Raw genomic sequence first — 23642 nt, 5'->3', positions numbered from 1 at the left:
GCACGTATTTTCGATATTGGCCACCGGAGAAAAACTCGAGAACTTCCCCGAGATCGGCTCCACTACGTTACTCGACAACCCGGGATCGAACCTCTGTGGTTTTGAGTTTCGTGCCTTTGAGGATGGCAAGAAGGACCGTGACAACGTCTCGAAACTCCGGATAGGATGCTAAACGAAGATTTTGGTACCCCTTTCGGAACAACCCGTTGCGAAAGTAGTACTTGGCAAGTCGATAGTTATGGATCCCGGTGATGTCTGCACCCCGGCGCTCGTACTCGTTGATCAATGACGAGAACTGCTCTCGGTACAGTTCATCGGAGGAGACAACGTCCTCAAGGGCAGGATTTCCGGAATCGTGCTTTCGAAACAGTTCCTCATCAACGTACGCCAGTTTTCCACACTGGAGCAACCGAAGTAACAACTCAACGTCCTGATGCCGCTGAAACCGTTCGTCGAAGCCGCCGAGTGCTTCTAACGTCGCTGTTCGAATCACTAACGAGGAGGAACCGCCGTGGGCGAACTGCTTGGTGAGGAGGTCTTCAATCAGTTCTGTCCCCCCCTCTTGGCCGCTCGTTCTCGGGAAGATATTGTCGAACGTTTCAATCAGCCATGAGCGTCTTGTTTGATGGTAGTCACAGTATGCTGCCACCCAGTCTTTGGACAGTTCTTCTAATCGATCGACCTGTTTCTCTACTTTCCGTGGAAGCCATTCGTCGTCCGAATCGAGGAGTGCGATGTATTTCCCAGACGCCGCTTCGATCCCCGTGTTCCGCGCTGCGCTACCGCCGCGGTTCTCATCATGGCGAAGGTACCGAACCTCCGTTGCATAGCGTTCCTTGAGCAACTCTTGCGTCCCATCAGTGGAGCAGTCGTCGACGACGATAATCTCGAGATTATCGTAGGTCTGAGCAAGGGCACTCTCGATAGCGGTTGGCAGTAGGTCCTTTCGATTATACGTGGGGATGACAACGCTCACAAGTGGTAGCGAGGTAGACATTGTTATTCTATTCCGGTCTCATATATGTTGATTCTAACCACATCCAGCAAACGATACTCGCTGTTTATTCTACCACTACTCTCTCCGAACTTATCTCTTTTCATTTCCAGAGGTAGTAATAGTAGTGTATTTGTAGGTCGATCAGATTGTCTCTTAAAACGGTGCGTTGTGAGATAACAAGTATTAATCAACAAAACCCAACATCGATGCTGTCAAACTATCCTGAGTACCGTATTGCCGAGCTGCTGAGGCATCTATACTCGAACTGCGGATGACTTCCGGTTCTCGTCTTCAACTTGCAGAAACAGCTCTAGGGATATCAAAAGTTGTATTTCCTTACCGAGCCCTCCTTTCCGGAGGTGTTTCTTCCATCGATTAGTGACAGCCTCCTCAAAGAGATTGCGCTCCTCTAGACTGGAAAGCGCTTCACGACCAATCTTTCGGAAGCGCTCATCGCATCGGAAAGCAGCGCCGTAGTTCACGTAGTTTTCGTGAGGATCAGGGTAATGAAGCCCATCAAAAAGTGCTGCCTTTGCGCGCGCATAAAGGACCTTGGAGGCACCACACGCAAAGGCCAAATAGCTATTGCGTGAGATAGGCGCTCCGTAGTTTCCATCGGAGGGATAGGCATGAGAGTGTTGACACACGTTATAGAACATCGATTCGATCAGAGAGCGGTCCTGTCGATACTCCCGTGGTACTCGACACCAAAACTGGATCCATCTGTCGTCTGTATACGGTGCTTCATACAGATCCGGGTCATGGATCACACCAGGTCCAGTGTTACACTGTTGGCGAACACCAAGATTCAGTTGCAGATCGTATCCGAGTACGTCGGAAGGAAGCCATGGTTCGGATGGAAGCGACGCTTCCGGCGTATATTCACCACTGAGAAGTGGCGAGTCCGTACTTTTGTTCCAGTCTGTAAAATACTGCTGTGCCGCGCTCCAACAGGTCGGCCGATCGCTTATCAACTTTCCTCCAGTCAGTGCTCCGTAAAACCCACTCCAAATAACACTTCGTTCGGTAGAAACCGTGTGAACTGGCAGCGAGTTCGGGTACGACTCAAAGATGTTTTGCCCGATATCCAACGTCGCAGCATGCGCCTCAAGCGTAGAAAGCGACCACTCCGTCTGCTTGCTTGTGAGGTCTATTTGCCGATGGGTGACACCGACCTCATTAGCGATTGCCTTGGGAATCTCGAAATCCCATGTACCAGGAGAGCCGTAGCTGACTGTCGTTATGTTCTCTGTATCGACATGCTTCAGAAGCGCCTCGAGCAGAATTCGTGAATCGAGCCCACTACTTAGAGGAATAATATGCTGCGTCTCCGCATGGAGTGCTGCTATCTTTTCAGAGAGAATTGTATGCAGAAGATTAGTCGCGCGAGTCGTGAGGGCAGAAATATCAGCGCAGTATGTTTCCGTTGGCGGGTTCGTCCGTAGGGTCTCCGGTAATCCAACTCTTTCCGGATTTATCTCGCACCCATAAAACAAAAAATCGTCAATTCTATGGGAGAAGGTCATGTTTCAGCTGCTGATTTATTCTTGGTCCTATTGATCCTTTTGATGCAATCAGATCGGTAGAATTAGCACGCCTGATACTCGAACGGAGACCAATGGGCCGGGCAGATATCGTTGCAAGTCGTCTTCGTGCTGAGACAATTGGTCAGTTCACGCACGCTGGGGCAACAGCACTATTATATGTTGTTCTCGCACGACTCCTTTCGCCAAACGCCTATGGACTCGTCTTCCTCGCGCTTGCGGTTATCCAGGTTTCACGGGTGATAAGTGATTGGGGAATTGGAAAATCAACGGCACGATATGTTTCGGAGTATCGAGTCAGAGGTCCGACACAGGTTCGTCATATTCTCAGATTTGGCGGTGTAGTTGCAGTCGGTTCTGTCACGCTCGTCGGAACTGTATTATATATCGGCGCCAGCTGGCTTGCAACATTGCTTGGGACACCCGCAGTAGCACCCTACCTCCAAGTGGGAACAGCCGTCCTGGTAACCTTTGCTTGTGTTTCGTATCTCCGTGCAGTGTTTCAGGGTGCCGAACAAATTGAATACGCAGGGTTGATTCAGGGACTTGAGGGAGTTCTACGGTTACTGTTCGCAACGGTCTTTGCACTCTTAGGGACGGGTGGAATCGGCGCGCTAGCTGGCTTTGCCGTCGGCGGCATTCTGGCATGCTTGATTGGACTCACCGCGTTCTACCGGAAGACGTATCGACCACATCTCGACGACGTCGGGCCGGTCGAAGACGGACTTCGAAGACGGATCGTCGAGTACGCACTGCCGTTAGCAGCAACTCGTGGCGCGAATCAGCTCGACAAACAGGTCGACACCGTCCTCGTTGGTGCGATTCTAACGCCAGTCGCAGTAGCCTACTACTCGCTTGCCAAACAAGTAGTCACAATCGTCGACCGCCCCGCAAAGATTCTTGGGTTCGTTCTCGCTCCAACGCTTTCGGCGGATAACGCTGCAGGTGATACCGAAACCGTCCGGCGGCTCTACGAGGAGGCACTTGGTTACATGCTGATGTTGTATATTCCGGCCGGGGTTGGTCTCGTTCTCGTCGCCGAACCGGTAGTAATACTGGCGTTCGGATCGGAGTATGCCGGTGCAGCTCCTGTGCTCCAGATCCTCGCGTTGTATGCGTCGTTTCAGGGGATTCTGCGGATCACGAGTGAGGCACTGGACTATCTCGGTCGAGCGAAGACCCGTGCGTACGCTCGCGGATCGGCTGCCGTTGCCAATGTCGTACTTACTGTTGTCCTTCTTCCGATCATGGGCGTTGTCGGTGCAGCGTGGGCGACGATCATTACCCACTCGCTGTACACGGGTGTGAATCTCCTGATTATGTATCGGGAGATTCAGTTTAACGTCTACACCATCGGATGGGACGTTGCGCAAACGACTGCGATAACCACTGTAATGGCGGTTGTCGTGGTTGCTGTCCTTACGGTGACAACAGCGGCGTGGATTGCACTTCCTGCTATCGTTGCTGGAGTTGCCGTCTGGGCTCTTGGCGTTCATTCGACCGGATTGCTCGACCTGCGCCGTGTTTCGGCAGTAATGTAACACGATCGGCAACGGATTAGTGGGTCTCCGTTTTGCAAAACGTCTCAGTAAGGAGCTTCCGTGAAGGAAATGAGACAAAATCTCACTACTCACCGCAGCTTTCGTGTCTCCGAGCCGTATTCTAGAGGGAGTTATTCCGGCGTGTACTCGGCTACGATGCCGTGATTTTCGAGCAGTTCTGCAGCAACTGCTTCGGACCACCTGGTCCGAGTCGCGAGATCGGTACCGTGGCGAGTCACTTCCGTCAGATAACCGGCTCGACCGAGATCAGCCGCGACCTTGTGGATGAGACGTGGATGCTCACCTGCGAGCGTATTGCCAAGCGTAAACTCGTAGGCGTTGTCGTACTCCTCGGATGCGTGGATCAGATCGTCGTTCAGCAAGCGATTGACCCGACCTGCGATCTCTCGAGACCCGCCCGCAGCGGACGGAAAGATCGCCTGACCGAACCCGCTGGGTCCACGAGACGATCCCCAGATACCCATCGAACTATGCATATCGATGACGGCCGCAGGATCCATTTCGGTGATGAACCCCCAGATCGCCTCGGCAATTGACGTTGTCGGCGACCGACCCGACGGGAACTGCTGGTTGAGGTCGCCATCGGGACCGCTATACGTACTGTCACGAACCGCGGGTGCGTTGGCCTCGGGAATCACGACGAGCGTTCCCTGCTCGAACTCCCACTCGCGGACTGTGTGTGCGGCGTCGATTCCAGCCTGTTCGCTGCCGTGCACACCACCAAGGACGACCACGGTCTCACCCGCCGTCGGTGCCTCACGGATATAGGCCGGCGTCTCGTAGCGCGTTCCCGAACGCAGCGTTCGGACCTCCTCGGTGACCGACTCCTCGGCACTAACCGCCCCGAGCGTGAACGACCCAAGTACCGTTGCCGAGCCGCCGACCATAAGGGCTCGCCGGCTGGTAGTTAATCGTTGCTGTGATTTTTTTATTGCCGATTTGTCTTGCATTACAACCACCCAAGAAAATTAGAGTACAATATATAAAATTAGTGGATTTTGTACAGTTAGCAAGAACTATATGTAGGGTACCAAGACACACACGTAATCGGTAGTCAAGGAAATCCGATTGAAGGCTTTTCTCTCGGAGAAGAGGCTGCTTAAGGCAGATTCCTGCTGATCTGCCTTGCTTGATTCATTCCTCTACGATTTGATCCGCTTCAAACTCGACACGGTATGCAGCCGTCTCAGCACACTGATCAAGCGAGAACGTATACTCAGAGCTGTTCTCCGGACCAAGACTGAATCGCGCAACGTCGTCGGAGAGGTAATTTCCATCGGCATCGGTAATCAGACCGATCCCTTCGTAATAGAGTTCGGCAGTCGCCGACGTGTTGTCCATCTCAACATTGATGTTACAGAGGTGTGAGCCCTCGTAAGACTCCCAAATGAACTCGTGGTCGACCTCGAGCAAATCCTCTAGTTCGTCATCGAGTACGAGCTCTGCATCCAACTCGTCCGGCTCTGATGGGTCGTCATCGGTGTCGTCCTCATCCGTCTCGTCGGCCTCCTCGTCTTCAGATTCCTCATCTGTGTCGTCGTCGGCTGGTTCCTCGTCGACGGCCTCTTCGTCCGTTCCCTCGTCGGTATCGTCGTCGGCTGGTTCCTCATCGTCAGCGTCTTCGTCCGTTTCCTCATCGCTGTCGTCGTCGGCTGGTTCCTCGTCGTCAGCCTCTTCATCCGCTTCCTCGTCGGTGTCGTCGTCGGCTGGTTCCTCGTCGTCAGCCTCTTCATCCGCTTCCTCGTCGGTGTCGTCGTCGGCTGGTTCCTCGTCACTGTCGTCGTCGTCCGTCTCCTCATCGGTGTCGTCATCGACCGGTTCTTCACCGTTGCCGTCGGCCGGCTCATCGTCGTCCTCGGTTGTTTCCCCGTCATTAACACCGTCCGACTCACCGTCGTCGGGAGACGTACAACCGGCGAGGACCCCGACTACCGAGACACCTGTGACTTTCGTGAAAAGCCGTCTGTTCATACTTGTATATCTTTCCTTCGATTAATAAATCTATTCAATAAGATTGAAATCACTCTGCGTCTCAATAGCCCAGAGAGTCTCTCAATACAGATTCTTGTTGAATGAATTATCGCTCTCAGTCATACCCCAGTATCGCGAGCCATTTTCAGTGTAGCCTTGCTGCTACCACCTCCTAGAGAAACAGCGATGGGTGCTTCAACATACGAGTGTCAAATCTTGGTTGTCTGACCTGCCAGCGGAGGCTGCTCAGAACTGGCGAGTTGGTGTAGCGACAACCGGAACTACCGCTTCGAAATGAAGATCATAGACTGGATCGCGATGCCAATGGAGAGACCGGGCACACTGATATCGGTCGTGGACGTTTCTCAGTCATGTTCGTCTACCACGGTCGGTTGGCGACGAACCTCGGTGATGTTTGAGGTCACTTCGCCGTCGAGAACCTGTTCGGTCACTGGCATCGTCAACACCGTCAGCAGCGTGTAAAGCACTCCGATATAGTTCTCTCCATTACAGTGATCCCGGTACAACTCGCGGATCGCGTTCGCGTCCGGGCCGGGAGATGCGTCGGCCAACCGCCCGTACTCGCTGAGCACTTCGGTCGGGAACTCGAACGAGCGGAGCAGTTCGACATCGTCCAGCCACGGACCGTCGGTCATATACGGTTCTGGTGGCGATCGCGTAGACAAATGCTTCTGCCAGAGCTCTAGGAGGTGTTCGCCGACATACTGGATCGGAAACGGCCGCGAGAGTGCCACTCCGGTGCTGGCGTGAGGGATCGCCGCGAGAGAGGGGTCAAGCCGGGTCACCGCCTGGCCAACGAGATCTCGCTGGAGCCGGTATCGGGGCGGCATCGACAGCGAGAGGTCCAACAGCCGGTTGTCGAGAAACGGCGACCGATAAGGAAGCATCCGACGAAGATCGCTGTGAACCCGCATATCGTCGTCGTTCGAAAGCGGATAACAGCTCCCGTAGTAGACCAGGTCCTGGAGCGACTCATAGGTGACGCCGTGGTGGATGATTCGATCGCCGTCACGGTAGATGTTCGACTCGAGGATCGTCCGGAGATCGGTCGGCATCTCGAGGTTGTCGTGGGCGCGTTCGAGCAGGAGATCGATGTACCCATCAAGACTATCGATCGAGCGCTCGATTGGGACCGCCAGTGAACCCAGCGGCCCAAGTGACACCCTCGGCGATGGGACGCTGTAGCCACTGAACAACGAGTCACTGTACAGTCCCGATAGTAGACCATCGACGCGACCGGTGATCTCAGCTTCAAACCCGCTCGTATAGGGCTGACTGAACCAGCCGTTGAACGAATCGGCCCACCGGTTGCGCTCGAGTGCCTCGATCCGGTACGCCGCACCGCGTTCAAGCAGGTGGAACTCCGCACCGGCTTGGAGGGCGATCTGAATCGCGGTCCGGGCCTCACGGTTGATCCAGTCGTTCATATGGAACGCGGTCGCGTCGTCGAGAGCCGCCAGGATGAGTCGCGAATCCCGTCCCCCTGACAACAACACGCCGTACTCGTGGTCATCTCGCATCCATTCGTCGATTACCGTCTGGAACCGAGCGGCGAACTCCTCGACGAACCACTCGAAGGACTCCGCACGCGGCTGGTAGTGGGGACGCCAGTACTGCTCGGTCCGGATCGAACGCTCGTCAAGCACGACCGAGGTAATCGTTCCCGGCTCGAACTTCTCGATTCCCTCGAGCGGTGTTTTGACACCGAACGTACATCGGAACGCGAGATACTCGTGGAGATAGGCCGGATGGTACGCGGTATCGACCGCCGGATGAAACGGAAGGTACTGGATGTTCGTCGAGAAGACGACGGCGTCGTCGGTCTGCGTCCAGTAGATTGGGACCGTCCCGAACCGATCGGTACAGATGGTAAAACGTCGGCGAGCCTCATCGTAGAGCAACAACGTATAGTTCCCGTTGAGCGCCTCGAGGAACTCGAAGCCCGACCGTTCATAGAGGGACAGACAAAATTCGGCGGAGGTAAGGTGGTTGGGTCTGGCCCGGTACGTCTCCGAACCATCGCGTCCGGTAACACTTTGGCCGTAGACCTCGCCGATGAGCCAGCACCGAACCGAGTCAGTTTCGGCAGTTGCCGGCTGATGGCTACTCCTTTGTGAAGTTGCAACTGCAACGTCGTCGGTCGTGTACCGCAGTAATTGAGTACCAGGAAGCCATTCCTCAAATACCTCCTGGTCCAGTGATCCGTCGATAGAAACCACTCCATGTGCTACTGTCATCGAAAATCACACATGAGTGCGTTATCAGACGAATCAGCCTTCGATATAGAGATAGAGTCTTCAGATCTGGTTATACCACGACTTTGCCTCGATAAAGAGACCATTGTTCGAGCAAACTGACTCTGCCCGGAGCAAAGCGCTTCAGAAGAACCGACGACAACCGAAATACAGTCCCCAATTCTCGTCATCTCTGTTTTATAGATGGAAGTATATAGTATAAGTTTTTCGCCAGAAGAAGTGGAAACATTTGGGTAAACTTGTCTCGCGAAAGCAATCAGGCTACGCCAATATTCATACGAGTCCGGGCGGTATGAAATGCCGTCCACTACTTGCACTGCAGCCTTACTCTCATTCACACTGTTGAAATAATAGAATAAATAGTCTTCTATGTTCCGTAGAGGATAAATGCTTTATATTATGAGTCATTCTATCTTCAGGTAATATAGTCTATCAGAACGACGATCAGCTCAATAACTGAAGGCCACAATAGTATAGTTTCAGAAATTAATCTAGCAGCAATACACTAATACAAGACAACATGGGACGACGACCGGAAACCCAACACAACGGGCACGGAACGGGTGGCGTGAGCAACGTGACGAGGGATACGGGGGTGCAAAGATGACCCCAGCAGTACTCGATCTCGCGGACGACGACCATCAGCAAAACCTGAATAATCGATCCGGTTTTGAGTTCGAGACGACCGAGGCCATCAATGGACTCGAGTGTCGTCTCTCTGCTTGGACGACCGGTGCTCTTACAGCGTACCTGACTGACGGGTCAGGTAACATCATCGAGCGACAGTCGATTGCGACGCTTAGCCCGGGTGAGACGTTTACGTTCGAGACCGAACTTGAGGCGGACGAAACCTACTGGATCCTCTGTGACGCCCGGGGACGGGAGTACGGTCGGGGTCGGGCAGCGGTTGACTACCCAATTGAGAGCGACTCGCTGGTCGCGACGACCGGAGTGTTCGCCGGTGATGGCGCGACCACGAGTAGCTACCGGTATTGTGTTGATCGGGTCAGCCCGGCGTTCGGTGGTGAGACGCTCGATCTTGGAAGCGACGAGGAGTCACAATCGTGGAGCGGCCTAGATCAGCCATCTGGGGTTCGCATTCAGGCGACCACAGATATCGCGGAGTTCGACTGTCGGTTATCTTCAGAGACCAGCGGCGTTACCGAGGCATATTTAACCGACGATTCAGGGGAGGTGATTGACCAGCAGTCGATCGGCGGTCTCGGAAGCGGAGCGACCTTCTCGTTCGATACCGGACTCGTTGCCGATGAAACCTACTGGATCTTGTGTGATGCAGACGGTGACAGCTACGTTCGTGGTCGCACTGGGGTCGACTACCCCCAGGAGAGCAACTCACTCATAGCAACGCATGGGATCTACGGCGGTGATCTGCAGAGTGGGGGTTATCGGTACTGTATCGACCAGATCCGAATCCCGGACATCAGCGAACCAACCGGCACGGCACTGAACCTCGGAACTGACGACGAGGGCCAAACCTGGGCCAGTTTGGATAGCTGGGCCGGCGTTCAGATTCAGGTTACTGAAGCCGTCCACGGCCTCGAATGCCGGCTTTCGACGGAGACGGAAGACGTCATGACGGCATACCTAACAGCCGATAACGGGGACGTCCTCGAACGCCAGACCGTCGCGGCACTCGATGGTGGCGATACATTTACCTTCGAGAGTTCACTCGATCCTGGTGAGGCTTACCGCATCGTCTTCGATGCTCGCGGCCGCAGCTACGTTCGTGGTCGAGCAGCAGCCGATTACCCCATCGAGGGCGCGGCCTTGGATATTACGCACGGGATCTACGGTGGCGGGCAGCAGACCGAAAGCTATCGGTACTGTATCGATCGAATCGTCCCGCAACAGACGAACTTTGTGACGCCGGACGCGCCGGATACTACGGATCTCCTCGATCTCGGCTCGGACGACGAGACCCAGTCCGGGTTCACGAGCTGGTCCGGCGTTCGCGTCGAGCTCACGGACCCGGTTCATGGGGTCGAATGTCGTATTTCGGACGGGACAGACGTTACTACCGCATACCTCACCGACGATTCTGGGAACGTTCTCTCCCAGCAGTCAGTCGCTGATCTCGATCCGGGCGAGACGTTCGCTTTCACTGATGTACTGGCCGACGGTGAAGCGTACTGGGTACTGTGTGACAGCGACGGCGAGAGTTACAGCCGTGGGCGAGCGCAAGTCGACTATCCGATTGAGAGCGGTACTTTCGTCGCAACACACGGAATTTATACCGGAGAGTCGCTCTCCGATAACTACCGGTACTGTATCGATCAGATCGAAACACTCCACGGACGCGACGATGTGGATACGCTAAGCCTGGGTAGCGACGAGGAGGCCCAGTCCGGGTTCACGAGCTGGTCTGGCGTTCGCGTCGAAATCACGGAGGCGGCCCATGGGCTACAGTGTCGACTCTCTGCCGACACCGACGTTACTACCGCCTATCTCACCGACGACTCCGGCAACGTCCTCTCTCAGCAATCGGTCGCTGATCTGGAGCCAGGTGGGACGTTTATGTTCGATACCGGGCTTGGCGTCGGGGAGACGTACTGGATTCTGTGTGACGGGGGGAGTGGTTCTTATACCCGCGGTCGCACAGCAGTCGACTACCCGATCGAGGGTGATCACCTCTCAGCAACACACGGAATATACACCGGCACATCGCTCTCCGACAACTATCGGTACTGTATCGACCAGATCCAGACGGTACAAACGAGCGCCGACGTTGATACGCTCGGCCTTGGAAGTGATGAGGAAGCCCAGTCCGGATTCACGGATTGGTCGGGCGTTCGGATTCAAGCAACGGAGGCTATTCGGAGTCTGCAGTGTCGTCTCTCGGGAGAGACGGACGTCACAACGGCATATCTGACCGACGATTCGGGGAACGTTCTCCGCCAGCAGTCGGTCGAAGGCCACAACCCTGGCGATACGTTCGTCTTCGACGTCGCCCTCGAGTCAGGTGACGTCTGCTGGGTGCTATGTGACGGTGACGGCGACACCTACACACGTGGCCGAGCAGCAGCCGACTACCCGCTCGAAAGCGAGTTCCTCTCGGTCACACACGGTGTCTACACCGGTACATCACTCTCCAGCAACTACCGATACTGCATCGACCAGATCCAGACGACGCTGGCAGGTCAGGGAGTAACGACCACACTCGAAAGCCGATCGCTTGATGTCACGGCTGTCGACGTCGCCGAAGAGCCCTCGATCGATGAGAACGGTGATCTGGCGGCAGAGATCCTGTCGTACATCGACGCACAGGACGAGGTCAATCACGAGTTCGTCCTCCCGCGTGGCACCTACAGCTGGAATACCGACTTTTATATCACCGATCCCGTCGAGTATCTTGAAATCAGGGGTGATAGGCGTGCAACGCTACAGATCACCGAACCGAACGTCGACGTCGCGTTCGGCTTCGGATCGTGGGACGACGACACTCCACCGAATCAAGTCGCCGTTCGGAACATTGACGTCGATATCAGCGACGTGTCTGAGCGAGACGCGGCGTTGATCACGGCCCACGTCGACCGGTGTTTGATCGACAACGTCGAACTGATCGGCAACCGTATGCCGTACGGCCCTGAAGGCGGAACCCGGTACACTTGTCTTATTAATACACTCGACGAAGATGCGCTCTCACTGATTCGCAACGTTACGATCCCGGACGGCGACATTGAGAGTGCGGATGCACCAGCAGTCGGTGGCCACTCGATCGGCATCAGCGCTGACCCGCCACACGACGGGATGAATATCTGGCAGCAGTGTTTCGTCGAGAGAACCGTTGGAAACGGGTTCTACGTTCGAAACAGTTCTGGAGACAATATTCTCAATCAGTGTGCCGCGGCGAACTGTGGCAGCGGCAACATCCGACTCGGAATCGGGGACGAAGCCCGTGACTGTAAGATCTTCCTCGACGACGGGTCGAATCAACTCTATCCCGGAACCGCTCTCTGGCTCAACGGTGGCGAGCCGATCGCCGAGCGGATCGAGATCGATGGCTCCGACGCTCAGAACGATATCGTCAGGATCAACAGTGACGCCAACGGCGGCAACATCACCGATCTCGATGTCTTCTGTGGACCGTCTGTCGACGCACCGGCGATTCGGTGTACGTACACCAGTGTGACAGATCCATCCGGTGTGCTCATCGAGGATTTCACCGTCGAGGACGTGACCACGGCAAACGACAACGCAAGTGCTCAAGTACGGCGGCCTGATGTCGCGATGAGTTCAGGAGTTATTAACGCCGAATACCGATCTGCACTCGGTGGTGCCTATGATCCCGAACTCGATGACGTCGACTTGCAGTAGGTAGTCGGTGCCGTCTCTTTGAACTGAGTGATACGAAGGGTTATTTTTGCGAGTCGACATGGGGCTGGCTCTTGTATAGAGGCTTCTGTATTATTCACGAGAGAAATAGGCATTCGAAAAATGTATGTTTCTACTTGATGAGGAACCAGACACAATGAATATTATGCGCGTTGTGCCGAGTCTCTACCCGGAAAAGATGGGGGGGATAGGACTCCATGCACACCATCTCTCAAGGCTCCAGGCCGAAGATGGACACGACATCACCGTCTATACGTCCGATAACGGTGATTCGTCGCTCTCGGGCTGTGAGACTCGAGACGGCTACAAAGTGAAGCGCTACCGGCAGGTCGCCCGACCGATGAACAACACGATCACGCCGGGGATCGTCTCGGATCTCGTCACGGAGGCGGAACAGTACGACGTCGTCCACATTCACTCGCATCTCTATTTCTCGAGTGTCGTGGCCGCGCTGGCGTCTCAGCTACGTGACAAGCCGACGGTGTTGACGAACCACGGACTGATTTCGCAGAGCGTTCCAAAGTGGGTTCAGCTCACGTATCTCCCGACGGTCGGACGTCTCGCCTTCGAGTCCGCGGACAGGATCCTCTGTTATCACGAGCGAGACCGGAACGAACTGCTCGACCGCGGCGTCAACACCGATATCGAAGTGATCCACAACGGGATCGACTGCGAGCAGTTCGCGCCGACGGCGGCCGACGGCGGTTTCGTTCCGGATGCCGTCGATAACGGCACCGAGAACCCGTACGTCGCGTTCGTCGGTCGACTCCAGCCCGGAAAAGGGGCGCATTACTTGATCGACGCGTTCGCTCGCGTCGCCGACTCGTATCCGGAGCGAGAGCTCGTCCTCGTCGGCGACGGTCCGCAGCGTGAGGAACTCGAGGCACTCGCACGCGAGAAGGGTATCCGCGATCGAGCCGAGTTCCTGGGTGAGATCCCGAACGAGGCGATTCCGGCGGTCGTCGGCGAGGCTGATCTGTTCGCGTTACCGAGTCTCGCCGAGGGGATGCCTCGGACCGTCCTCGAGGCGCTCGCGTGTGAGACACCGGTCGTGACGACGGACCTCAAGCAGCTCCGCCCGCTCGTCGAGGACGTCGGCCAACTCGTTCCGTCGGAATCGCCCGCAGAACTCGCTGACGCGCTCGACGAGTTCCTCGAGATGAACCCCGAAAGACGAGAGAAACTGGGAGAGAGAGGCCGTGAGAAGATCCTGAATGGGTATTCTTGGCGGGACACCGTACAACAGACGACAGACGTCTACCGAGAACTCGTAGACGAAAACGCCGAACGGCAGGAACAGCCCGTCGCTAGCAGTAGTTCGGCGGACTGACACCTCCTATTACTCGACCGACTGCGGAATTCAGAATCGATTTTCGGTTCGTTCGCTGCGTCTATTCCCGAACCTGCGTCTCCTGCCCCTCGTTGACCTGCATATCAAACAGCATGGCGAACATCAGGAACATGCTGCCCATCGTGAACAGCATCATGCTCCCCGTGCCGCGCATAAACAGCGACTCGCCGAGGAACAGTCCGGTATACAACGTCCAGATGCCGGCCAGGATTCCCAGACCGGCTGTCCCGGCCCCAAAGAAATAAAATAGCGCGAGCGGATGGAAGTCCAACACGAGATACTTCACCTTCAGCCGCCAGAGGAAGCCCCGCAGCAACATCCCCGAAACGTTCCAGATGTAGCTCGGGTACGAGATCGAGGACTCCTCGTCGCCGTAGCGTGCGGGCATTGCGACGTCGGCGACGCGCATCCCCTTCGCGTTGAGCTTGATCAGCAGGTCGTTGCAGTAGCCGTAGTACTCGTAGAGCTCCTCAAGCCCGGCGTTCTCTAATGCATAACTCGAGATCGCCGTATACCCGTTCTGTGGGTCCATCGTCTTCCAGTAGCCCGAGGCGATCTTCGTCAGGAACGTCAGGATGGAGTTCCCGAAGAACCGGAACGGCGGCATATCCGACCGAAACTCTTTGTACAGCAACCGATTGGCCTTCGCGTAGTCGGCCTCGTCGTCGACGATCGGATCCAGCAGCCGCGTCATCTGCTCGAGGTCCATCTGGCCGTCGCCATCCACCGTGGCGGTGATATCCACACCTGCGTCTCGAGCGGCCAGATACCCCGTTTTGATCGCCCCGCCCGCTCCGAGGTTCTCGCGGTGTTCGATCGGCACCACCCGTCCGACGGGGTCGTGGACGATCGCGCGCTCGGCGAGCATCCCGCCGCCGTCGGTGCGGGCCTCCTTGGCGTACTCGAGCTCTTCCCCGCTGGCCTCGACGAACGACTCGCCGACGCCGGCGTCCTCGCGGGCGGCCTGCAGGAGCTCGTCCCACGTCCCATCACTTGAACAGTCGTCGATAACGAACATGCGGTCGACGTAGTCGGGCATTGCCCGAATCACGTCGCCGATGAACCCTTCCTCGTTGTACGCCGGGATGACGACGCCGATCGTGTGCTCACGGTACATGTTACAACCTCCGGTAGGTGAACAGCTCGGCTGCCTGCGCTGCGAACAGTCCGTCGATGTCGATCATGACGGGGTCGTCGGCCATCTGATCGGCAAGCGTTACCGGTGACAACGAGTGGAACTCGCTGTGTGGCGTGCCGACGATGAGCCCGTCGAAGTCGGTGACGTCGAACGCGTCCTGGATCTCGATGTCGAACGCCGCCCGCGTCGCCTCGGGGTCGGCGTGGGGGTCGAAGCCGATGACCTCGATCCCGTACCCCCGCAGCTCCTCGATGACCTGGTCGATCTTCGAGGTGCGAATGTCGCCGACGTCGGACTTGTACGACAGGCCCGCGACCAGCACGCGGCTGTTCTTCGGGACCTTCTCGCTCTCGTTTAACGCCCGGATGGTCATGTCGGCGACGTGGTCGGGTACCGACTCGTTGACCTTGCGGCCCGTGCGGATGAGTTCGGGGTCGACGCCCTGACGCTCGCTCTCGTACAGCAGATAGAACGGATCGACGGGGATGCAGTGGCCCCCGACCAGGCCGGGCTCGTAGTCGTGGAAGTTCCACTTCGTGCCCGCGGCCTCGAGGACGGCCTCAGTGTCGAGGCCGAGCTCGTCACAGATCATCGCGAGCTCGTTCACCAGCGCGATGTTCAGATCGCGCTGGGTGTTCTCGACGCACTTGGCGGCCTCGGCGGTCTCGATCGTCGGCGCCTCGTGTAAGCCCGCGTCGACGACGGTGCCGTACAGCTCCACGAGCTCGTCGCGGCTCTCGTCGGTCAACGCACTCACGATCTTGACGACGTTCGCCAGGCCGTGGTCGGTGTCGCCGGGCACCATCCGTTCGGGCGAGTACCCCACGCCGAACTCCTCGCCCGCGGTCATCCCGGAGGCCTCCTCGAGGGCCGGGACGAACACCTCTCGAGTCGCGCCCGGATACACCGTCGACTCGAGGACGACGGTCGTCCCCTCGGTCATGTTCTCGCCGACGGTCCGTGCCGCCCCTTCGACGATTCCCAGATTCGGTTTCTCGTTGTCATCGACGGGGGTCGGCACCGCCACAATAACGAACTCCGCGTTCGCAATCGCCGCGCTGTCGGCGGTGTACTCGATCTCGCCGTCCGCGATCGCCGCGTCGCCGACGTCGCCGGTAGGGTCGACGCCGGACTCGAGGGTCTCGACCTTCTCGGGGTCGATGTCGAACCCGGTGACGTCGTTGCCCGCGGCGTCGAACGCCGCGGCCAGCGGGAGGCCGACGTAGCCCAGGCCGACGACGCAGACGCTAGTGGTCGTTTTGAGCGGCCCCTCGTACTGATACTCGCTCACGTCTCGACCCTCCGTGGGTGCCCGGTGGTCGTCGTCTCGATGCTCGGTGCGTCTTCAAGGGTGCTGTGTGGGGAGCTCATTTGCGTTCCGAGATAAGATCGATTCCAGCGACAGTCAAGTCGAACCAATGTTCTTAGACGAAGAGCAAATAGCTGGCGAAGCACAAATAACTAGTGTTTCAAGAGAGTCACAGAAAGAGTCCTTTCCGGACGAAACCTCCTCGTTGGACGCGATTTTGGCTGATCGATCGTTCAGTGAAACTGAGACGACTGGGCGAAGCCCGAACCGACAAGGAGAGCGAACACGACCGGGATGCGAGGACGAGGACCCGAGCCCGGTCGTGTCGACCGAGGCGCGCTCTCCAGCTACGGCCGGGATCGACCATTTGGTCCCCGCGACCTCGAGGGGTCGATCTACTTCCGGGGGACGCCCACAACTCTGGCCACGACCGAACCAGCCGTACACCCACCGTCGAACCGAGGTATCGTCCTTCCGCCGTGTGTGAATCAGTGGCGTTTCACGCGATCCACGAGCGCTTTCGCGCACAGTACACCGAAGCCAGAGAAGCCGACGCCGAACACACCCACGCCGACATCTCGAAAGCCAACGGCCTGCTGGGCTACGAGCCCACGCGGGATATCCGCGAGTTTATCGACTGGTACCAGATCAATCGGGAATGGTACGAGCCGCTCGTGCGTCGCTCCTAACGCGACCTTCGCGGCTCGCCTCTTCGACTCGAACGGCGACGCCAGATGAGATGGGACTGACGGCTGTTCTCGAAGCTCGTTCTCCCTGCTATCGGCTTGGGTCCGCGAGATCACCGACGTGATTTTCGCGGTTTGTGCCTACCGCTCTGACCCACCCGTAAACGGGTGGGCTTCCGCTAGCTTTCTGTCAGTCCGCGCGCTCCCGCAGTTGCTCGGCGGCCTCCTGGATAGCCTGCAGGTCCTCGTCCTCGAACTGCCGCGCGATGGCCGGATAATCCACCTGAGCGAGCTGGGGCGCGACGAACGCCAGTTCCGCGAGCGCGTCCGTCGCCCGGGCCCGGAGGTGCGAGCGCCGGTCGTACCCCTCTGAGGACGCGTCCCCGGTCATGCTCTCGTCCCGCTGGGTCTGCAACCGTCCCGCGTAGTTCGTCGGCGGGTCGTCCACGGCGTCTCCGATGTGGACCACCACCCACGGTCGCGTCCTCTCCCTGCTGGCTGTCGGAAATTAGTCGAATTCATTGTGGCACCCTTCCAATCATGTTATTGTTCTCTCTACTTATAAAATTTCTGTATAATAATGCGTGGATAATTCGGTCGCTTCAGTGATTCCACTGGAGAGGGCGACAGCAAGCGAATGGTGACCTGCACCCCGCTCCCCGCGCATCGCTCTCATCGGTGACCGGCTCTCGAGGGGTCGTATCGATCCCGGTGGGAGTCAGCGCAGGCGTGAAACCACCGGAGATGGGAGCGTCTCGATCGAGCAGGTCCTCGAGGTCCCGTCCGCTCGAGCCGCCAGAGAAAGCCCTGGGGCAGCATCACCGAGATCGTCGAGAGAGCCAGCGTACTCGAGGCGGGGGGTCCCCGTCGCCGTACCGCGCCGGCATCGAGGCGTCGGCGACAGCCGGCACGGAACGACCTGGTCCAGCCATCCGGGGGCCTCCCCGCCGTCGACCCCGAGTCTGGCGATCGCCGGGCGTGGCCGGGAGCGGCACTGACCCGCTTTGATCACCGCGAGCACTGGCGACTCCCGCCCAGACAGGAGTGGGTACCGCCCGCAAGCCCAGCCAGCCCAGGCGACCACCGTCGACGGAGCGGACGGCTGCATCTGAGTTTCAAATCTTCGAGACCGTATTCGATAATCCTTCGTCCTTAATTCAAGTATTGAAGAGAGTATCCTGGTGTTATTATTTTCCGTGTGAAATGCCCGCTACCGGGACAACACCGGTAAGCGATCATGAGAGACACACCACGCCGTACGTTCATGAAGCGAACGGGAATCGCCGGACTGGCCGCGACGGGGCTCGCAAGCAGTGTAACAGCCGCCCGCACGGATCCGCCGGGCCACGATCGGCGCCGGACGCGGGGTCGGCTCACGCCGCTCGGCCAGGCGCTCCCGCCAGCGGAGAATCCGGACCACGTCACGTACACGTTCGGACACGTCAACGCGGACGGCACCTGGGGTGGGGCCAGTAGCTTCGCCGGCGAGAGCGCCGTCATCAGCTCGCTGTACGACCTCTCGGATCTCGAGAATCCCGAACTCGTCCACGAGCTCGCGCCGCCGAACGAGGAAACCCGCTCGAACGACGTCAAGTTCGATCCGAACCACGAGGGGATTTACGTCCGGGCCCTCGAGGCCAACGACGAGGGGTCGTTCTTCGATCCGGAACCGGACCCGGACGGGAAGTTCGGCATCGAGATCGTCGACTTCGACTGGGAGGAGGGCTCCCCCGAGGACCCCGAGGTCCTCGCGTATCTCGAGACCCCGAACATGGGCGTCCACAAGTTCACCGAACATCCCGAGGAGCCGGTGCTGTACCTGATCGACAAGGTGACCGACGAGCCGGGACTCATCGCGGTCGACATCAGTGACCCCCGCAACCCAAAAATTATCAAACCGTTCGGCCCGCCGGGGTACTGCCACGACTGCGAGGTCGAGGCCGGCCGCGAGGCGCTGCACGCCGCCTACATCATCGGCGAGACCGTCGGCTACGTCACGTTCGATATCTCCAATCCACGGGACCCGACCCAGCTGGGCTTTTTCGACTACGAAAAGCAGCCCAACTACACCGCGATCGGCGAGCCGGGGTTCGAGCTGGCCCACCAGATCCACCCCGAGCCTGAACGCGAGCTCGCGATTATGGGTGACGAGAAGTTCGGCGGTATCCCCGGCGGCAAACACGTCTTCGACACCGGCTGGGACGAGGGGAGCCTCGAGGACCCCCAGCCGATCGGGTTCACGCACTCGCCCGACGCGCGCGACCAGGAGGAGTATCCAGGGGCCTGGACGACCCACTTCCACGATGTGGTCTACGACCGCGGCGAAGTCCTGTTAGTCGACGGCGGCTACAGCCAGGGTGCCTGGGTCGCCAACATCACTGACCCCACGGAGCCGACGCCGACCGAGCGGTATGCGACCGACGACGGGATCGATGACGTCACGCCGTACGCTTGGGGCGCGTTCTACAACGAGGCCCGGGACTTTGCGTTCGTCACCGACAGCAACACCGGCGTCTACACGTTCAGCGTCTCGGGGAAGGCCGCCCGCGGCCGGGACGGCGGCGGTCCCGGCAACTACTACGACCTCGAGGCGATCCTCGAGGGGTAAGGTCGCTCCAGTGCAACACCGGTGGACTGGCCTGCTCGCTGGAGCGCCCTACCGGGCGTCGTAGCCGCGGTTCGACCGGTGGGGGTCGGCTCGGATTCGACACCTGCCTCGTCGGCAGCCGTGGTGACCGGAGTGCGACCGGTTCAATCCGTGTTGCCGTCGACCTCTTCACGTGATCAGTATACTGAGATACCGATTGAGGGACGGAACAGGTGAGTTCCCAGCGGAGGAGAAATTGAGCTTGGACTGTCCGATCGGAACGTCGGCAGCACCGACAGCATCGATATCGAGACGCTTGCCGAAGTGATCCGCGACGAACTCGCGTCCGAACTCGAGCTCGAGTACACCAACCCTCGAAAGGCCGACGCCGAACACACCCACGCCGACATCTCGAAAGCCAACGAGCTGCTGGGCGACGAGCCCACGCGGGATATCCGCGAGGGCGTCCGTGAGTTCATCGACTGGTACCAAACCAACCGCGAGTGGTACGAACCGCTCGTGCGTCGGTCCTGACGCCGTCGACCTCGCTGGCGACCCCGGAATCAGTTCGCTCGCGATCGACTCGCTGGCGACGAAGTGCCCTTCGAGCCGTCGACGGCCGATGGAACGCCTCGCTGACTGCTCCGGCTCGAGTCGCAACTGATTGGAGGAGTTCCTCGGCCTCGCTTCTCACGACCGAACCTAATTGTTCCCATTATTTCGATTAATGAAGTTCACAGGAACGAATAATAACTAGTCTGTTGGGAATTCGATCGCAGCATGAAACTCGACAGACGGTCCGTGATCAGGGGAATCGGAGCAGCAAGCGCGACGCTCGCGGTCGCCGGAGTGGCATCTGCGGACGACGGTCGGGCACGGTACATCGCACGGACGAACGGGAACGGAGCCGACGTGGAGTCCGCCGGGTTCGACGTGCTGAACGAACTCGCCGGTGGTGACGTGTTGCTGGTTACCGGCCCGGACGATGCGGCCGAGACGCTCGAGGACGTCACCGGCGTCACGGCTACCCTGCGGGACCTTGCGCTCGAGCTCGGCCCGGTGCTCGAGGACGACCACGACGCGATTCCGGACGACCCCGATAGCGTCTACGACGAGCTCCTCTGGGACAAGCAGCGACAGGACGTACGTGAGGCCCAGGAACACGCTACAGGAGATGGCACGACGGCTGCGATCATCGATACCGGTGTCGACGAGGCCCACCCCGATCTCCCGAACCTGGACACCGACGCCAGCGCCGCCGTCGTCGACGGCGAGATCGTCGACCACCAGGGCGACCCGAACGGGCACGGCACGCACGTCGCCGGAACGGTCGCGGCGACGGGCGACGCCCACATGACGGGAACGGCCCCCGACGCGACGCTCGTCTCCGTGGACGTGCTGGGCTACGGCACCGGCACGTTCGGCGACATCATGGTCGGGATGGAGCACGCCGCCGACGTCGGCGCGGACGCCGCCAACATCAGCCTCGGCTTCATGATGGCCCCACAGGAGTTCGCCGACCTCGACGAGAACGTCGGGATGTACCGACGGATGTTCGAACCGGTCGCAAACGCCGGGCGACGCGAGGGGACGCTGTACGTCGGGTCGGCCGGCAACGACGAGACCGACCTGCAGGGCGGCTGGCTCCGGCTCTGGAACGGCCTCTCGGGGGTGATCGGCGTCAGCGCGACCGGCCCGAACGACGAACTCACGTTTTACTCGAACTGGGGCCGAAACGACGTCGACGTCGGCGCGCCCGGCGGCGGCTACGAAACCGAGGAGAAAACCCTCGATCCCGACGCAGACGTCGAGTGGCCGTACCCGCTCAACCTCGTGTTCTCGACGTACCCTGACGGGTACACGTGGCTGGCTGGGACATCGATGGCGGCGCCACAGGTCACCGGCCTCGCCGCGCTCGTCCGCGAACTCGACCCTGACGCGAACCCACAGCAGGTGCTCCAGGCGATCCGACAGGGGGCGGAGGTCGCGGAAAACCGCGGCGACGCCCAACTCGGCGCGGGCCGGGTCAACGCGCTGAACACGGTCGAACGGTTCTGAGACGGACGGAACCGGGCTCGAATCGATCCTGCTGGTTATTTCGAACCGAACGACTCGAAGGTGGGTGGTCCGCTCTGACTTTCGAAGAACACGGACGATCGAGACCGGTTCGGTGAGTCGCTGTGATCGCGTGCGACCCTTGCCGATGGGCCAGTGAATCGGCCTACAGCGCCGGCGAGAAAGTACAGAACCAACGAGTTCCACACCGATTACGTCAGTGTAGAGAAGGGCAGAGAGTCGGACTGACGGCACGGTTCACCGGATCGATGCATGACCGTTCTGCAAAAATTAGTGTAGATAACTACCTATGGATTTTTAGATGCTGCAGCTATCAATTAACTTCATAAGATGCGTTATAATACAACCTACCACATCTTCGGAAGGTGTGAACCATGAGAACACGACGAAATACACTCAAGATGCTGGGCGGGATCGTCGGAACCGGTGCGTTCGCGACGAACGTCGTCAGCGCGTCCGACCCGTTGCCACGCGAGGAGACGAAACGATTCTACACCCATCAAGACGTTCAGGACGAACTCGATTCCCTCCAGCGGCGGGCGAGAGGGGCGTTCGAGCTCGAGGACATCGGTGACAGCCTCGAGGGACGCGAGCTGACCGTCGCCCGCGTCGGGAGCGGCGACACCGACGTGTTCTTTACGACCGAACAGCACGGTGACGAGCCGACCGGGACCAACGCGATTCTCGAGGACCTCCGTGAGATCGCGACGACGAACACGCCCCTCGCGCGTACCGTCCGTGAGAACCTGACGGTCCACGTCCTCCCGATGCACAATCCGGACGGCGCGATGCGCAACCAGCGACGCAACGCTCGTCCCGACGACTACACCTGGGAAGACCCGTACTTCGGAGAACAGTCCGGACCGGCCGACCCGAACCGACAGCACTACTTCAATCTCGACGAGGAGTTTCTCGCCGACGCCGATGAAGACGAGTTCGATCCGGATGTCGGCATTCCGGACGAAAACCCGTCGCCGGAGACGCAGGCGATGCTCGATTACGTCGTCCCCCTCGAGCCGGAGTGGGTCGCCGACCTCCACACGCAGTCGTTCATGTATCACGGCGGCGACTACAACCCGGGCGACATGCACCACTCGTCGAACTACTGGTTCATCAACGAGGGGGCGGTCGACAGAAACCCGGAGGGACACGAGCTTTCCCGACGGATGAACGTCGCGATGTACGACCGGGCCGACGGCTTCGCCAACGCGGCGGTAACCGTCTATCCCGGTGGGACCACGCTCAACATCGCACGGAACGCCCACGGCGCGTACGGCTACGGGAGTATCCTCAACGAGATGACCGGCCAGATCGACGACCGAGGGAATCGGATGGAGGGCCAGATGGTCCGCATCATGCGCGAGGAAAACGCGGCCCTGCTCGAAGGAACTGCTGACGGCTCGCTCGACGATCTCGATCCCGACCGCGTCGAGGAGATCCCGGATCGAGGTGACGCGTGGTGGTGGCCGTGGGACGAAGGGTACCGCCCCGAACCGGAGTAAGCCGACGGAGCGCGTTCAACTACCCTCCGTCGGTTTCACGACCGGACGAACCAGACACCCAGTGGAGGGGTAAAGAGGCTGACTCCAGGAGACTCCCGCTGAAATACCTGGAGCCGGAGGGCGTCCCGACGGTCGATCGCTGACGTGCACCGCCGAGTACGGGGGTGACCGACCGCGGATGCGAAGCACTGGAGAGTTGCTGAACACTAGGTGTCGGAGTTCAGTAGTCTGCCGAACAGACGGCACACGGTCCACCGCAATCGAGGAGCGGAGGCGATTGCGTCTCGACA

Annotated in this window: 14 protein-coding genes and 2 pseudogenes; 8 read left to right on the top strand and 8 right to left on the bottom strand. The window is 58.8% G+C overall.

Going from position 1 to position 23642, the window contains the following annotated elements:
* Positions 1-67: 67 nt before the first annotated feature.
* Positions 68-997 (bottom strand): glycosyltransferase family 2 protein, encoded by a 930-nt coding sequence (locus tag QA609_RS07705; RefSeq protein ID WP_278302015.1) that lies wholly within the window; start codon positions 995-997, stop codon positions 68-70.
* 254 nt (positions 998-1251) lie between these two features.
* Positions 1252-2523: an asparagine synthase-related protein gene (locus QA609_RS07700; RefSeq protein WP_278302014.1), complete on the bottom strand. Its 1272-nt coding sequence runs from the start codon at positions 2521-2523 to the stop codon at positions 1252-1254.
* Positions 2524-2615: 92 nt separating this feature from the next.
* Between QA609_RS07700 and QA609_RS07695 the strand changes: the two genes are divergently transcribed.
* The gene (locus QA609_RS07695; protein ID WP_278302013.1) at positions 2616-4082 is read left to right on the top strand and encodes a flippase; all 1467 of its coding nucleotides are present in this window, start codon (positions 2616-2618) and stop codon (positions 4080-4082) included.
* A gap of 131 nt (positions 4083-4213) precedes the next feature.
* Here the strand turns inward: QA609_RS07695 and QA609_RS07690 are convergent, their stop codons facing one another.
* The 3 genes from QA609_RS07690 to QA609_RS07680 all read right to left on the bottom strand — a co-directional run bounded on the left by QA609_RS07690 (position 4214) and on the right by QA609_RS07680 (position 8332).
* The gene (locus QA609_RS07690) at positions 4214-4990 is read right to left on the bottom strand and encodes a succinylglutamate desuccinylase/aspartoacylase family protein (RefSeq protein ID WP_278302012.1); all 777 of its coding nucleotides are present in this window, start codon (positions 4988-4990) and stop codon (positions 4214-4216) included.
* A 247-nt stretch (positions 4991-5237) separates the two neighbouring features.
* A complete protein-coding gene (locus QA609_RS07685; protein WP_278302011.1) occupies positions 5238-6074 on the bottom strand; it encodes a hypothetical protein in 837 nt (278 codons plus the stop codon).
* A 365-nt stretch (positions 6075-6439) separates the two neighbouring features.
* Positions 6440-8332, bottom strand: a complete 1893-nt coding sequence (locus tag QA609_RS07680; RefSeq protein ID WP_278302010.1) for an asparagine synthase-related protein — start codon at positions 8330-8332, stop codon at positions 6440-6442.
* A 969-nt stretch (positions 8333-9301) separates the two neighbouring features.
* Here QA609_RS07680 and QA609_RS07675 point away from each other — a divergent pair.
* On the top strand, positions 9302-12685 hold the full coding sequence (locus QA609_RS07675; protein ID WP_278302009.1) for a hypothetical protein: 3384 nt from the start codon (positions 9302-9304) through the stop codon (positions 12683-12685).
* A 196-nt stretch (positions 12686-12881) separates the two neighbouring features.
* Entirely contained in the window at positions 12882-14033 is a 1152-nt protein-coding gene (locus tag QA609_RS07670) for a glycosyltransferase family 4 protein (protein ID WP_278302008.1), read from the top strand.
* 61 nt (positions 14034-14094) lie between these two features.
* Here QA609_RS07670 and QA609_RS07665 read toward each other — a convergent pair whose 3' ends face one another.
* Together QA609_RS07665 and QA609_RS07660 are read right to left on the bottom strand one after the other, a co-directional pair.
* Entirely contained in the window at positions 14095-15171 is a 1077-nt protein-coding gene (locus tag QA609_RS07665) for a glycosyltransferase family 2 protein (RefSeq protein ID WP_278302007.1), read from the bottom strand.
* A 1-nt stretch (position 15172) separates the two neighbouring features.
* Complete coding sequence (locus tag QA609_RS07660; protein WP_278302006.1) at positions 15173-16483, bottom strand: nucleotide sugar dehydrogenase; 1311 nt, start codon at positions 16481-16483, stop codon at positions 15173-15175.
* Positions 16484-17028: 545 nt separating this feature from the next.
* Between QA609_RS07660 and QA609_RS07655 the strand changes: the two are divergent.
* Positions 17029-17190 (top strand): annotated as a pseudogene (locus tag QA609_RS07655) (UDP-glucose 4-epimerase); the annotation flags it as partial.
* Between the two features lie 187 nt (positions 17191-17377).
* Here the strand turns inward: QA609_RS07655 and QA609_RS07650 are convergent.
* Positions 17378-17656, bottom strand: a complete 279-nt coding sequence (locus tag QA609_RS07650; RefSeq protein WP_278302005.1) for a hypothetical protein — start codon at positions 17654-17656, stop codon at positions 17378-17380.
* A gap of 795 nt (positions 17657-18451) precedes the next feature.
* Between QA609_RS07650 and QA609_RS07645 the strand changes: the two genes are divergently transcribed.
* The 4 genes and pseudogenes from QA609_RS07645 (at position 18452) to QA609_RS07630 (ending at position 23352) form a co-directional block, all read left to right on the top strand.
* Positions 18452-19795 carry a regulatory P domain-containing protein gene (locus QA609_RS07645; RefSeq protein ID WP_278302004.1) on the top strand — a complete coding sequence of 448 codons (1344 nt, stop codon included), beginning with the start codon at positions 18452-18454 and terminating at the stop codon, positions 19793-19795.
* A gap of 258 nt (positions 19796-20053) precedes the next feature.
* Positions 20054-20308 (top strand): annotated as a pseudogene (locus QA609_RS07640) (UDP-glucose 4-epimerase); the annotation flags it as partial.
* 246 nt (positions 20309-20554) lie between these two features.
* Positions 20555-21832, top strand: a complete 1278-nt coding sequence (locus QA609_RS07635) for a S8 family serine peptidase (protein WP_278302003.1) — start codon at positions 20555-20557, stop codon at positions 21830-21832.
* Between the two features lie 392 nt (positions 21833-22224).
* Entirely contained in the window at positions 22225-23352 is a 1128-nt protein-coding gene (locus QA609_RS07630) for a M14 family zinc carboxypeptidase (protein ID WP_278302002.1), read from the top strand.
* Positions 23353-23642 lie beyond the last annotated feature (290 nt).

The sequence above is a fragment of the Natronococcus sp. A-GB7 genome (assembly GCF_029688865.1).
Classification (GTDB): Archaea; Halobacteriota; Halobacteria; order Halobacteriales; family Natrialbaceae; genus Natronococcus.
Note: the sequence above shows the minus strand (reverse complement) of the source record. Positions and strands in the feature narration are given on the sequence as shown.

Coding starts and splice junctions, on each gene's coding strand:
- QA609_RS07705 (WP_278302015.1), bottom strand. CDS start 997: ATGTCTACCTCGCTACCACTTGTGAGCGTTGTCATCCCCACGTATAAT.
- QA609_RS07700 (WP_278302014.1), bottom strand. CDS start 2,523: ATGACCTTCTCCCATAGAATTGACGATTTTTTGTTTTATGGGTGCGAG.
- QA609_RS07695 (WP_278302013.1), top strand. CDS start 2,616: ATGGGCCGGGCAGATATCGTTGCAAGTCGTCTTCGTGCTGAGACAATT.
- QA609_RS07690 (WP_278302012.1), bottom strand. CDS start 4,990: ATGGTCGGCGGCTCGGCAACGGTACTTGGGTCGTTCACGCTCGGGGCG.
- QA609_RS07685 (WP_278302011.1), bottom strand. CDS start 6,074: ATGAACAGACGGCTTTTCACGAAAGTCACAGGTGTCTCGGTAGTCGGG.
- QA609_RS07680 (WP_278302010.1), bottom strand. CDS start 8,332: ATGACAGTAGCACATGGAGTGGTTTCTATCGACGGATCACTGGACCAG.
- QA609_RS07670 (WP_278302008.1), top strand. CDS start 12,882: ATGGGGGGGATAGGACTCCATGCACACCATCTCTCAAGGCTCCAGGCC.
- QA609_RS07665 (WP_278302007.1), bottom strand. CDS start 15,171: ATGTACCGTGAGCACACGATCGGCGTCGTCATCCCGGCGTACAACGAG.
- QA609_RS07645 (WP_278302004.1), top strand. CDS start 18,452: ATGAAGCGAACGGGAATCGCCGGACTGGCCGCGACGGGGCTCGCAAGC.
- QA609_RS07635 (WP_278302003.1), top strand. CDS start 20,555: ATGAAACTCGACAGACGGTCCGTGATCAGGGGAATCGGAGCAGCAAGC.
- QA609_RS07630 (WP_278302002.1), top strand. CDS start 22,225: ATGAGAACACGACGAAATACACTCAAGATGCTGGGCGGGATCGTCGGA.